An 11,924-nucleotide genomic window follows, 5' to 3' on the forward strand; every position below is an offset into this window, starting at 1 on the left:
CTAACTCAGCCGCTCGATCACCATCGCCATGCCCTGGCCGCCGCCGACGCACATCGTCTCGAGGCCGAGCGTCTTGTCGTGCGTCTGCAGGTTGTTGATCAGCGTGGTGGCGATGCGCGCGCCGGTCATGCCGAACGGGTGACCCAGGGCGATCGCCCCGCCCGACACGTTCAGCTTGTCCTCGTCCATGCCGAGCTCGCGCGCCGAGCCCAGCACCTGCACCGCGAACGCCTCGTTGATCTCGTACAGGTCGATGTCGCCGATCGACATGCCGGCCCGGGCCAGCGCCTTCTTGCACGCCTCGATGGGGCCCAGCCCCATGATCTCCGGCGACAGCCCGCTGACACCGGTGGACACGATGCGCGCCAGCGGCGTCAGGCCCAGCTCCTTGGCCTTGGTGTCGCTGGTGATCACCAAGGCGGCCGCGCCGTCATTGAGGGGACACGCGTTGCCCGCGGTGATGGTGCCGTTGGGCCGGAACACCGGCTTGAGCTCGGAGACCTTCTCGTAGGTGGTGCCCGCGCGGGGGCCGTCATCGGTGCTGACGGTGGTGCCGTCGGGCAGGGTCACCGGGGTGATCTCCCGCTCGAAGAAGCCGCTCTTGATCGCCTCCTCGGCCCGGTTCTGGCTGCGCACCCCCCAGCGGTCCTGGTCCTCGCGGCTGATGCCCGTCAGGATGGCGACGTTCTCCGCGGTCTGGCCCATCGCGATGTACACGTCGGGCAGGTTTCCGTCGGCGCGGGGATCGTGCCATTCGTCGGCGCCCGCGGCCGCCGCCGCCGAACGCTCCTGGGCCTCGTCGAACAGCGGGTTCTTGGTGTCGGGCCACGAGTCGGAGTTGCCCTTGCCGAAGCGGGAGACGGTCTCCACCCCCGCGGCGATGAACGCGTCGCCCTCGCCCGCCTTGATCGCGTGGAACGCCATCCGCGTGGTCTGCAGCGACGACGAGCAGTACCGGTTGACGGTGGTGCCGGGCAGGAAGTCATAGCCGAGCTCGACGGCGACGACGCGGGCCATGTTGAAGCCGGATTCGCCGCCCGGCAGGCCACAGCCGAGGATCAGGTCGTCGATCTGGTGCGGGTTCAGGGCGGGCACCTTGTCGAGCGCGGCCCGCACCATCTGGGCGGCAAGGTCGTCGGGCCGCATGGACACCAGCGACCCCTTCATGGCGCGGCCGATGGGCGAGCGGGCGGCTGAGACGATGACGGCTTCGGGCATGGCTGTTCCTTCCAGCGGATGCGGGCTCGCTTCGTAGGCGGGTGTTGTTCACCCCGACGGGCCAGAACAAATCTAGTCGGTGGTGACGGGAGCCCACGCAGACGGGGCGGGCGCCGACCCCGGCGCCGGGCGCCGCCACAGCCGCGACATCGTGCTCAGGCGTGTGTGCGCCGGGCCCAGCACCGGCGCCCCCGCGGGCACCGGGACGTCGGGCGCCGGGCTCGCGGCCGGTATGCCCAGCGCGTCGCACACCGCGACCAGCAGCGCCTCGGCGGCCAGCGCGTACGCGGTCGGCGACGGGTGGAACCCGTCGGCGGAGAACATCTGCTCGCGCTGGGTGCGGAAGCGGGGTGCGAGCAGCTGCGCCATGGGAACCGGCACGCCGCCGGCGCCGCGGACGGCGGCCGTCTGGGCGCGGGCGAGCTGCGTCGTCCGGGCGTGCGCCAGCGACCGGAGCGGTTGCGGGATGGCGCTGACCACGCCCAGGTCCGGGCAGGTGCCGACGACGACGACCGCCCCCCGGGAGCGCAGCTTGCGGACGGTCAGGGCCAGCCGCTGGGCCGACTGGCTGATGCCGTTGAGGGCGGTGACGTCGTTGGCCCCCAGCATCATCACGGCCACGTCCGGCGGCGGTCCTGCCACGAACATCGCGTCGACCTGACCGGCGACGCCCTTCGACGTGGCGCCGACGATGGCCTTGGTGCTCAGGCGCACCGGGTTGCCGGTCCGTTCGGCCAGCCCGCGCGCGATCAGCACACCCGGCACTTCCTCGGCGCTGGTGCACCCGTACCCGGTGGCGGTGGAGTCGCCGAAGATCATCAGGTGGACGGCGACGGGCATGCCGCGCTGCCACCGCTGCACGGGCCCGCCGCCGGGGCTGTACACGCCGTCGGCGCGCGGCGGGATGTCCCAGGCCTTCGGGATGACCGTGCGCGTGTGCGCCGCCTGGCCCACGAGCAGGTTGCGTGCGCCCAGATAGGCCGTACCTGTCGAGGCGAGCGCGCCCGCTGTGGCCAGGGCGATCGTCGAACGACGTGGCACCCGGATGGTCACGAAATCAGTTTAGATCCGCTCCGGGGTTTGCGCGGCCGGGTTGTCAACAATGCGGTCACGGTGTGAATCAAATGTGGTATCAAAACAGATTCTTCAAACGTTCTACTCAGTAACGCCTGTCAAGCTACTTTTTAGGGGTTGGCTGAACGCCCTGGGAGTCGGGCTGAACCGGACGCTTAGCTGCCTCGTCACATGCTGTATCGCACTACAACGGCGTAGGAAGTGTTGAGCATGACCGCACCCAGCAAGGTATCCGGCTCACCCCGGAATACCGTTCGGCCACACGAGGTCCTCAAGCGACGTAGAGTTGAGGCACGCAGATTTGCAATCAGCGACGGCGCACCGGTCGAGGTACTCGAGTCAGGGCCCAGCGTTGCTGCACGGGTAGCTAACCTCGCCTCACGCCTGACGATCCGGCCGGTTCTGGCCGTCGGCAGCCACGCCCCCAACTGGCCCTGGCCGTGGGGCCTCATCGACGTCGCCGCCCGCGTCCTGCTCCCGGTGTCCGCCACCGTCCGCGAGACCGTGAACTTGCCCAATGCCTCGGCGCAGCTGGTGCGCGCGCCCGGGGTGCTGCCCGCCGACGGCACCCGCCGGGTCGTCGTGTATCTGCACGGCGGGGCGTTCCTGACTTGTGGAGCAAACTCCCACGGCCGGCTCGTCGAAGCGCTGTCGGAGTTTGCTGACACGCCCGTGCTGGTGGTCAACTACCGCCTGTTGCCCAAGCATTCGGTCGGGATGGCGCTGTCCGACTGCCACGACGCCTACCGCTGGCTGCGCGAGCGCGGCTACCAACCGGACCAGATCGTGCTGGCCGGCGACTCCGCGGGCGGGTACCTCGCGCTGGCGCTGGCGCAACGCCTGCAGGAGGAGGGCGAGGAGCCGGCGGCGCTGGTGGCGATCTCGCCACTGCTGCAGTTAGCAAAGGAATGCAAGCAGGCCCATCCCAACATCAAGAGCGACGCGATGTTCCCCGCTAACGCGTTTGACGCGCTGGTCGAGTTGGTTGCTAGCGCCGCCCAGAAGAACATCGTGGACGGCAAACCCGAAGAGGTTTACGAGCCCCTGGAACACATCAAGCCCGGCCTGCCCCGGACCCTGATCCACGTTTCCGGATCCGAGGTCTTGCTGCACGACGCGCGGCTGGCGGCATCCCGGCTGGCGGCGGTCGGCGTGCCGGCCGAGGTGCGGGTGTGGCCCGGCCAGGTCCACGACTTCCAGCTGGCCGCGCCGCTGGTGCCCGAGGCGATCCGGTCGCTGCGCCAGATCGGCGACTACATCCGCGAGGCCACCGGCTAGCGGTTGTGCGCCGCCCGAACCCGCCTGACACGATGAACGCATGCGGATCGCGCAGCACATCAGTGACCTCATCGGTGGGACGCCGCTGGTTCGGCTGAACTCGGTCGTCCCCGACGGCGCCGGCACGGTGGCGGCCAAGGTCGAATACCTCAACCCCGGCGGCAGCTCCAAGGACCGGATCGCGGTCAAGATGATCGACGCCGCCGAGGCCAGCGGGCAGCTCAAGCCCGGGGGCACGATCGTCGAGCCCACGTCGGGCAACACCGGCGTGGGCCTCGCGCTGGTCGCCCAGCACCGGGGGTACAAGTGCGTGTTCGTCTGCCCGGACAAGGTCAGCGAGGACAAGCGCAACGTGCTGCTCGCCTACGGCGCGGAGGTGGTGGTGTGCCCGACGGCCGTGCCGCCCGACCACCCGGACAGCTACTACAGCGTCTCCGACCGTCTCGTCACCGAAATCGACGGCGCCTGGAAGCCCGACCAGTACGCCAACCCCGAAGGCCCGGCCAGCCACCACGCCACCACCGGCCCGGAGATCTGGGCCGACACCGACGGCAAGGTCACCCATTTCGTCGCCGGCATCGGGACCGGCGGCACGATCACCGGCGCGGGCCGCTACCTCAAGGAGGTGTCCGGTGGCCGGGTCCGCGTCATCGGCGCCGACCCCGAAGGCTCGGTGTATTCGGGCGGCAGCGGCCGGCCGTACCTGGTCGAGGGCGTCGGCGAGGACTTCTGGCCGGCGGCGTACGACCCCACGGTGCCCGACGAGATCATCGCGGTGTCGGACTCCGACTCCTTCGACATGACGCGGCGGCTGGCCCGCGAGGAGGCGATGCTGGTCGGCGGGTCGTGCGGGATGGCGGTCGTCGCCGCGATCCGCGTCGCGGAGGAAGCCGGGCCCGACGCGCTGGTCGTGGTGCTGTTGCCCGACGGCGGGCGCGGATACATGTCCAAGATCTTCAACGACGCCTGGATGTCGTCGTACGGGTTCCTGCGGGCCCGCCTCGACGGTTCGACGGAGGAGTTCAGCGTGGGCGACGTGCTGCGCCGCAAATCGGGCGCGCTGCCCGACCTGGTGCACACCCATCCGTCGGAGACGGTGCGCGACGCCATCGGCATCCTGCGGGAGTACGGGGTGTCCCAGATGCCGGTGGTGGGCGCGGAGCCGCCCGTGATGGCCGGCGAGGTGGCCGGCAGCGTGTCCGAACGCGAGCTACTGTCGGCCGTCTTCGAGGGCCGGGCGAAGCTGGCCGACGCCGTCTCTCAGCACATGAGCCCGCCGCTGCCGATGATCGGCGCCGGCGAGTTGGTCAGCGCGGCCGGCAAGGCGTTGCGGGACTGGGACGCCCTGATGGTGGTGGAGGAAGGCAAACCGGTCGGCGTGATCACCCGCTACGACTTGTTGGGATTCCTGTCGGAGCCGCCCCGCGGGACGTCGGGCCGGCGTTAGCGGAGCGCCGGGTGTCCGTGGCGCAATTCTCGCTTAATCCGCTTCGCGGACCCGGCCCTCAGGTACTGTAATGCGGCCTGGTTCAGCTAACTCAGTGGAGGGTTGTCCATGACCGATCAACCGTCGTCCGGCGAGCCTTATCAGCCACCCCCTGGGCCCGGCGGCCCGGCGTCTCCGCCACCGCCCCCCGGCGGGGGGTCCTACCGCGGCCCGGCGTCTCCGCCACCGCCCCCCGGCGGGGGGTCCTACCCGCCCCCGCCCCCGTCGTCGGGCGGCTATGCGCCGCCACCGCCCGGGCCGGCCATCCGCGCCCTGCCGCCGGAGTCCTACACGCCGTGGGTGACCCGGGTGCTGGCGTTCCTGATCGACAACATCCCGGCCGGCGTCCTGGTGGGTATCGGTGTGCTCATCCAGGCCCTCACGACGCAACAGTCGTGCGTCAGCGACATCAACCAGTACAGCGTCAACCAGTACTGCGTGAGCCAGCCCAGCGGCATCGGCATGCTCCTGTATTGGCTGACCGTCCTGCTGGCGCTGGCGTACCTGGTCTGGAACTACGGCTACCGCCAGGGCACCACCGGCTCGAGCATCGGCAAGTCCGTGATGAAGTTCAAGGTGGTCAGCGAGGTCACCGGCCAGCCGATCGGCTTCGGGATGTCCGTCGTGCGCCAGCTCGCGCACTTCGTCGACCAGGTCATCTGCTACATCGGTTACCTGTTTCCGCTCTGGGACGCCAAGCGGCAAACGTTGGCGGACAAGATCATGACGACGGTGTGCCTGCCGATCGAACAAGCCTGATCGGGGGCGGCATTCGGTCGGCATGGGGCCGCCGGAGGGTGGCACTAGGCTGATCCTCGATGAGCGAGGACCGTAGCCGGCACCACCGGTTCCAAGGGCTGGCCACCAAAGCCATTCACGCCGGTTATCGGCCGGATCCGGCGACCGGGGCGGTGAACGCCCCGATCTACGCGAGCAGCACGTTCGCCCAAGACGGTGTCGGCGGCCTGCGCGGCGGCTTCGAGTACGCGCGCACCGGCAACCCGACGCGCGCGGCGCTGGAGGCCTCGCTGGCCGCGGTCGAAGAGGGCGCCTTCGGGCGGGCGTTCAGTTCCGGGATGGCCGCCACCGACTGCGCGCTGCGGGCGATGCTGCGGCCCGGCGACCACGTCGTCATCCCCAACGACGCGTACGGCGGCACGTTCCGGCTGATCGACAAGGTCTTCACCATGTGGAACGTCAAGTACACGCCGGTGGCGCTGTCCGACCTGGACGCCGTCCGCGCCGCGATCACCCCGCAGACCCGGCTGGTCTGGGTGGAGACGCCGACCAATCCGCTGCTGACCATCGCCGACATCTCGGCCATCTCCGACATCGGCAAGCAGAGCTCCGCGAAGGTGTTGGTGGACAACACTTTCGCGTCGCCCGCGCTGCAGCAGCCGCTGACGCTGGGCGCCGACGTCGTGCTGCACTCGACCACCAAATACATCGGCGGCCATTCCGACGTCGTGGGCGGCGCGCTGATCACCAACGACCAGAACTTGGACGACGCCTTCGCGTTCCTGCAGAACGGGGCCGGCGCGGTGCCCGGTCCGTTCGACGCCTACCTGACGATGCGCGGCCTGAAGACGCTGGTGCTGCGGATGCAGCGGCACAGCGAAAACGCCTCGGCCGTAGCGGGATTCCTCGCCGAACACCCTTCGGTGAGCGCCGTGCTGTACCCGGGCCTGCCCGGCCACCCCGGGCACGAGGTCGCGGCGCGGCAGATGCGCGGCTTCGGCGGCATGGTTTCGGTGCGGATGCGGGGCGGCCGGCGAGCCGCCGAGGACCTGTGTGCCCGCACCGAGGTGTTCATCCTGGCCGAATCCCTGGGCGGGGTGGAGTCGCTGATCGAGCTGCCCAGCGCCATGACGCACGCGTCGACGGCCGGCTCGCAGCTGGAGGTGCCGGACGACCTGGTGCGGCTTTCCGTGGGCATCGAGGATGTCGCCGACCTGCTCGCCGACCTGGAACAGGCGCTGGCCTGATACGGCTCGCAAGCGGGAGGTGCCCCGCCTCACGCCAACTCAGGAGTGGTACGGCTCCGCGCTGACCAGCGTGACCTCGACGGTGTTGCCGTTGGGCACGGTGTAGCTGCGGGTCTCGCCCACCTTGGCGTCGATCAGGGCGCCGCCCAGCGGTGAGTTCGGCGAGTAGACCTCGAGCTTGCCCTCGTTGACGCCCTCCTGGCGGGTGGCGATCAGAAACGTCTCGCTGTCGGACTTGTCGCCGTTGTAGTAGACCTTGACCACCGAGCCGGGCAGCGCGACGCCGGACTGCTTGGGCGCTTCGCCGACCTTGGCGTTGTTGAGCAGGTCCTGCAGCTGGCGGATGCGGGCCTCCTGCTGGCCCTGCTCTTCGCGGGCGGCGTGATAGCCGCCGTTCTCCCGGAGGTCACCCTCCTCGCGGCGGTCGTTGATTTCCGCGGCGATAATCGGACGATTCGCGATCAACTGGTCGAGCTCGGCCTTCAGTCGGTCATGTGATTCCTGAGTCAGCCAGGTCACCTGAGTATCCGTCATCTTGTCGTGCTCCTCGTATCTGTATGTTCCGCGTAACCGCGTAAGCCTGTGAACCCCGCTGCTTGGGGCTACCGCCGCTCCGTTCTCACGGCCATTAATGCAGCAATACACGGTCCCAGCAGGAACCGTGCATTCACCCATGTTACCACCGCGCAAACAGTTGATGACTCGATATTCACCGTTCGCGTTTGTCGTGCGGTCAGGAGGCTCGCAGGTAGCCGGGCACGTCGGTGCCGCAGCCGTAGATGTCGGCCATCACCGGCGGCTGGGAGGATTTCACCGTGGTGGTCACCTGCACCGTGGCCGCCTCGGAGGGCGGGACCAGCACCTCCCGCCGGCCCGTCTCACTGCCGTCTTTGGCCTTGACCCGCACGATGCAGTCTACCGGGCGCGACGGGTCGGATCTCGTCACGCTGATCGTTACCGACGCGGTCTCGTTGTCGACCACCTGGTAGCCGGCCAGCGTGCCCGCGACGTCGCCGGTGCCGAGCCGCTGATAGCCGACGACCGCGACGGCGACGCCGGCCGCGACCACCAGCACGGCCAGCCCGATGACCACGCGACGGCGGGAGACGCGCGACAGCCGCGACCGGCCGTAGCGGGTCTCGGGGCGCGGAAGGGGAGTTTCGGTCATGCCTGGGTATGCCTGGGTGAGTGGGCTGCCGGACACCGGCCGACAGGATGCAACGATCGGAACTGGAATTATAAGGTCGCTTCTAGCTCTTGTAGCCCTTCAGGGGCGACCAGCGAATCGACTCGGAGAACTTTAGGGGGCACGTGAGCGAACTGCGGTTGATGGCGGTGCACGCCCACCCCGACGACGAGTCCAGCAAGGGTGCGGCGACACTCGCCCGCTACGCCGACGAGGGTCACCGTGTGCTGGTGGTGACGCTGACCGGCGGCGAGCGCGGCGAGATTCTCAATCCGGCGATGGACCTGCCCGACGTGCTGGAGCACATGGCCGAGATCCGCCGTGACGAGATGGCGAAGGCGGCGGAGATCCTCGGCGTGGAGCACACGTGGCTGGGTTTCGTCGACTCCGGCCTGCCCCAGGGCGACCCGCCGCCCCCGCTGCCCGACGGCTGCTTCGCGCTGGTGCCGCTCGAGGAACCGGTCGAGGCGCTGGTGCGGGTGATCCGCGAATTCCGGCCGCACGTGATGACCACCTACGACGAGAACGGCGGCTACCCCCACCCCGATCACATTCGCTGCCACCAGGTTTCGGTGGGCGCGTTCGAGGCGGCGGGCGACTACGCCCGCTTCCCGGAGGCCGGCGAGCCGTGGACGGTGTCCAAGCTGTACTACAACCACGGCTTCCTGCGCGCACGGATGCAGCTGCTGCACGACGAGTTCGTCAAGCGCGGCCAGGAGGGGCCGTTCAAAAAGTGGCTCAAGCATTGGGATCCCGAGCACGACCCGTTCGAGTCCCGGGTGACGACGCGCGTCGAATGCTCGGCGTACTTCAGCCAGCGCGACGACGCCTTGCGGGCGCACGCCACCCAGATCGACCCGAACGCCGAATTTTTCGCCGCACCCATCGAATGGCAGCAAAGGCTATGGCCGACCGAGGAATTCGAGCTGGCCCGCTCCCGCGTCCCCGTCAAATTCCCCGAGGACGACCTGTTCGCCGGAATCGAGGGTGACGGGTGAATCACTACCTGATCGGGGTGATCGCGGACGGTCCGCACAACCACGGCCCCGATTTCGGCAAGGCCAGCCCGGTGGGCCTGTTGGTCGTCGTGCTGCTGCTGATCGCGATCCTGTTCCTGTTGCGGTCGATGAACCGGCAACTGAAGAAGGTTCCCAAAACGTTCGACCCCGAACATCCCGAACCCGACCAGGCCGCCGACGAGGGCACCGACACGGTCGGCGAAGACCCGCCGCGGGGGCAGCCGAACGGATCCGCGCGGGCGCCAGGACCCGGCGATGAGCCCGGCTGATTCCGCCGGAACGAACACCCTTGGGCTGGCCACCAGCCCCTACCTGCGCCAGCACGCCGACAACCCCGTGCACTGGCGGCAGTGGACGCCGGAGGCGCTGGCGGAGGCCGCCGCCCGCGACGTGCCGATCCTGCTTTCCATCGGCTACGCCGCCTGCCACTGGTGCCACGTCATGGCCCACGAATCGTTCGAGGACGACGAGGTGGCCGCGGTGATGAACGCGGGTTTCGTCTGCATCAAGGTCGACCGCGAGGAGCGGCCGGATCTCGACGCGGTCTATATGAACGCCACCGTCGCGCTCACCGGGCAGGGCGGTTGGCCGATGACGTGTTTCCTGACGCCGGACGGCCGGCCCTTCTTTTGCGGCACGTACTACCCGAAAGATGGCTTCCTGCAGCTTCTTTCGGCTGTCTCCAGCACCTGGCGGGAACGCCGCGGGGAGGTCGAGGAGGCGTCGGACCGCATCGCCGGCGAGCTGCGCAAGATGGTTTCGGCGCTGCCCGGCGATGGTCCGGACGTGGCGCCGGCGCTGTGTGATCACGCGGTCGCCTCCGTGCTGGGCGACCAGGACACGGTGCGCGGCGGGTTCGGCGGCGCCCCCAAGTTCCCGCCGTCGGCGATCCTCGAGGCCCTGCTGCGCAACTACGAGCGCACCGGATCGGCGGCGGCGCTGCAGGCGGTGGCGCGCACGGGCAACGCGATGGCCCGCGGCGGCATCTACGACCAACTCGCGGGCGGCTTCGCCCGCTACAGCGTCGACAATGCTTGGGTGGTACCGCATTTCGAGAAGATGCTGTACGACAACGCGCTGCTGCTGCGGGTGTACGCGCACTGGGCCCGGCGCACCGCAGACCCGCTGGCCCGCCGCGTCGCCGCCCAGACCGCGGCGTTTCTGATCGACGACCTGGGCGAGGCCGACATGTTCACGTCGTCGCTGGACGCCGACGCCGACGGGCGGGAGGGCTCGACGTACGTCTGGACCCCGGCGCAGCTGACCGAGGTTCTAGGCGTCGACGACGGTCGTTGGGCCGCAGAGGTTTTCGCGGTCACCCCCAGCGGCACGTTCGAACACGGCAGCTCGGTGCTGCAGTTGCCCGCCGATCCGGACGATCCGCCACGGGCCGAACGCGTCCGGGCCGCGCTGCTGGCCGCGCGGCGCACCCGGGCCCAGCCGGCGCGCGACGACAAGGTCGTCACGTCGTGGAACGGGCTGGCGATCACGGCGCTGGCCGAGGCGAGCGTGGCGCTGGAGGATCCCGCGCTGGCCCAAGCGGCTCGGCGTTGCGCGTCGGCGCTGCTGGACACCCACGTCGTCGACGGCCGGCTGCGGCGCGCCAGCCTGGGCGGGGTGGTCGGCGACGGCCCCGGCATCCTCGAGGACCACGCGATGCTGGCCACCGGCCTGCTCGCGCTGTATCAGCTGACCGCCGAGGAGCCCTGGCTGAGCGCGGCGACCGAGCTGCTGGACACGGCCCTGCGCCGTTTCGCCGACCCGCAGCGGCCCGGTCGCTGGTTCGACACCGCCGACGACGCCGAGCAGTTGATGCTGCGACCCGGCGACCCGATGGACGGGGCCACGCCGTCGGGCGCGTCGTCGGTCACCGAGGCGCTGCTGACCGCGGCGCACCTGGTCGACGGTGAACGCGCCGAGCGGTACCTGCGGGCGGTCGCCGACTCGCTCGCCGCGCACTCCGTGCTGCTCGAGCGCGCGCCGCGCTCGGCCGGTCACTGGCTGGTCGTCGCCGAAGCCGCGGTGCGCGGGCCGCTGCAGATCGCGGTCGCCTGCGATCCGTCCCGGTCGGCGCTGCTGGCCGCCGCGCGCCGGCTGGCGCCCGGCGGGGCGATCGTCGTCGGCGGCGAACCCGACTCCTCGGCGCTGCTGGCCGGCCGGGGCCGGGTGGGAGGTGCCGATGCCGCCTACGTGTGCCGCGGTCGGGTGTGCGATCTGCCGGTGACCGGGGCGGCCGAACTGGCGGGCGCCCTGGGTGTTTCGGAGCGGTAGTCCGGCGGTTACCCTGCGTCCCATGCCGAACGCCACCGACAGGGTCCAAGCGATCACCGAGACCGTCAACCGCTACATCGAGCTGGTCGCCAAGGGCAGCGCCGACGACATCGTCGAGCTCTACGCCGACGATGCGACCGTCGAGGACCCGGTCGGCGGCGAGGTGCACATCGGGCGTCAGGCGATCCGCGGTTTCTACGCCGCGGTCAGCGACGTGCAGCGCGAATGCGAGCTGGTGACGCTGCGCGTGGCCGGCCATGAGGCGGCCTTCCAGTTCCGGCTGACGGTGACCGCGGGGGAGCACAAGATGGTGATCGAGCCGATCGACGTGATGGTCTTCGATGCCCAGGGCAAGGTCGCCGCGATGAAGGCCTACTGGTCGACCGCCGACGTGCGGCAGCTCTAGC

The 11,924-nt window shown here is 69.8% G+C and carries 12 protein-coding genes; 8 read left to right on the plus strand and 4 right to left on the minus strand.

Annotated features, from left to right (window positions below; translation table 11 throughout):
• Complete coding sequence (locus MTAB308_RS22945; protein WP_077102444.1) at positions 1 to 1,218, minus strand: acetyl-CoA C-acetyltransferase; 1,218 nt, start codon at positions 1,216 to 1,218, stop codon at positions 1 to 3.
• Positions 1,219 to 1,290: 72 nt separating this feature from the next.
• Positions 1,291 to 2,271 (minus strand): SGNH/GDSL hydrolase family protein, encoded by a 981-nt coding sequence (locus MTAB308_RS22950; RefSeq protein WP_077102446.1) that lies wholly within the window; start codon positions 2,269 to 2,271, stop codon positions 1,291 to 1,293.
• Between the two features lie 231 nt (positions 2,272 to 2,502).
• Here MTAB308_RS22950 and MTAB308_RS22955 point away from each other — a divergent pair, with 231 nt between their 5' ends.
• The 4 genes from MTAB308_RS22955 (at position 2,503) to MTAB308_RS22970 (ending at position 7,041) form a co-directional block, all read left to right on the plus strand.
• A complete protein-coding gene (locus MTAB308_RS22955; protein WP_077102448.1) occupies positions 2,503 to 3,570 on the plus strand; it encodes an alpha/beta hydrolase in 1,068 nt (355 codons plus the stop codon).
• A gap of 40 nt (positions 3,571 to 3,610) precedes the next feature.
• Positions 3,611 to 5,017 (plus strand): cystathionine beta-synthase, encoded by a 1,407-nt coding sequence (locus tag MTAB308_RS22960; protein ID WP_077102450.1) that lies wholly within the window; start codon positions 3,611 to 3,613, stop codon positions 5,015 to 5,017.
• Between the two features lie 108 nt (positions 5,018 to 5,125).
• Positions 5,126 to 5,815, plus strand: coding sequence for an RDD family protein (locus MTAB308_RS22965; RefSeq protein WP_077102452.1), 690 nt, complete (start codon positions 5,126 to 5,128; stop codon positions 5,813 to 5,815).
• Positions 5,816 to 5,874: 59 nt separating this feature from the next.
• Complete coding sequence (locus tag MTAB308_RS22970) at positions 5,875 to 7,041, plus strand: cystathionine gamma-synthase (RefSeq protein ID WP_077102454.1); 1,167 nt, start codon at positions 5,875 to 5,877, stop codon at positions 7,039 to 7,041.
• A gap of 39 nt (positions 7,042 to 7,080) precedes the next feature.
• Here the strand turns inward: MTAB308_RS22970 and greA are convergent, their stop codons facing one another.
• Both greA and MTAB308_RS22980 read right to left on the minus strand, forming a co-directional pair.
• Positions 7,081 to 7,575 (minus strand): transcription elongation factor GreA, encoded by a 495-nt coding sequence (gene greA, locus MTAB308_RS22975; RefSeq protein WP_077102456.1) that lies wholly within the window; start codon positions 7,573 to 7,575, stop codon positions 7,081 to 7,083.
• A 199-nt stretch (positions 7,576 to 7,774) separates the two neighbouring features.
• Positions 7,775 to 8,209, minus strand: coding sequence for a DUF4307 domain-containing protein (locus MTAB308_RS22980; RefSeq protein ID WP_077102458.1), 435 nt, complete (start codon positions 8,207 to 8,209; stop codon positions 7,775 to 7,777).
• A 143-nt stretch (positions 8,210 to 8,352) separates the two neighbouring features.
• Between MTAB308_RS22980 and mca the strand changes: the two genes are divergently transcribed.
• The 4 genes from mca to MTAB308_RS23000 are packed head-to-tail and all read left to right on the plus strand — an operon-like array spanning position 8,353 to position 11,923.
• Positions 8,353 to 9,225, plus strand: coding sequence for a mycothiol conjugate amidase Mca (gene mca / locus MTAB308_RS22985; RefSeq protein WP_077102459.1), 873 nt, complete (start codon positions 8,353 to 8,355; stop codon positions 9,223 to 9,225).
• Positions 9,222 to 9,515 carry a hypothetical protein gene (locus MTAB308_RS22990; RefSeq protein ID WP_077102460.1) on the plus strand — a complete coding sequence of 98 codons (294 nt, stop codon included), beginning with the start codon at positions 9,222 to 9,224 and terminating at the stop codon, positions 9,513 to 9,515. Before mca ends, MTAB308_RS22990 begins: the two co-directional genes overlap by 4 nt.
• The gene (locus tag MTAB308_RS22995) at positions 9,502 to 11,517 is read left to right on the plus strand and encodes a thioredoxin domain-containing protein (protein ID WP_077102461.1); all 2,016 of its coding nucleotides are present in this window, start codon (positions 9,502 to 9,504) and stop codon (positions 11,515 to 11,517) included. The genes MTAB308_RS22990 and MTAB308_RS22995 overlap by 14 nt, the downstream gene beginning before the upstream one ends.
• A gap of 22 nt (positions 11,518 to 11,539) precedes the next feature.
• The gene (locus MTAB308_RS23000; RefSeq protein ID WP_077102462.1) at positions 11,540 to 11,923 is read left to right on the plus strand and encodes a nuclear transport factor 2 family protein; all 384 of its coding nucleotides are present in this window, start codon (positions 11,540 to 11,542) and stop codon (positions 11,921 to 11,923) included.
• Position 11,924: the final 1 nt, after the last annotated feature.

Origin of the sequence: Mycobacterium terramassiliense, assembly GCF_900157385.1 — a bacterium.
Taxonomy (GTDB): Bacteria; Actinomycetota; Actinomycetes; order Mycobacteriales; family Mycobacteriaceae; genus Mycobacterium; species Mycobacterium terramassiliense.

Coding starts and splice junctions, on each gene's coding strand:
- MTAB308_RS22965 (WP_077102452.1), top strand. CDS start 5,126: ATGACCGATCAACCGTCGTCCGGCGAGCCTTATCAGCCACCCCCTGGG.
- MTAB308_RS22945 (WP_077102444.1), bottom strand. CDS start 1,218: ATGCCCGAAGCCGTCATCGTCTCAGCCGCCCGCTCGCCCATCGGCCGC.
- MTAB308_RS22970 (WP_077102454.1), top strand. CDS start 5,875: ATGAGCGAGGACCGTAGCCGGCACCACCGGTTCCAAGGGCTGGCCACC.
- MTAB308_RS22960 (WP_077102450.1), top strand. CDS start 3,611: ATGCGGATCGCGCAGCACATCAGTGACCTCATCGGTGGGACGCCGCTG.
- MTAB308_RS23000 (WP_077102462.1), top strand. CDS start 11,540: ATGCCGAACGCCACCGACAGGGTCCAAGCGATCACCGAGACCGTCAAC.
- greA (WP_077102456.1), bottom strand. CDS start 7,575: ATGACGGATACTCAGGTGACCTGGCTGACTCAGGAATCACATGACCGA.
- MTAB308_RS22995 (WP_077102461.1), top strand. CDS start 9,502: ATGAGCCCGGCTGATTCCGCCGGAACGAACACCCTTGGGCTGGCCACC.
- MTAB308_RS22980 (WP_077102458.1), bottom strand. CDS start 8,209: ATGACCGAAACTCCCCTTCCGCGCCCCGAGACCCGCTACGGCCGGTCG.
- MTAB308_RS22955 (WP_077102448.1), top strand. CDS start 2,503: ATGACCGCACCCAGCAAGGTATCCGGCTCACCCCGGAATACCGTTCGG.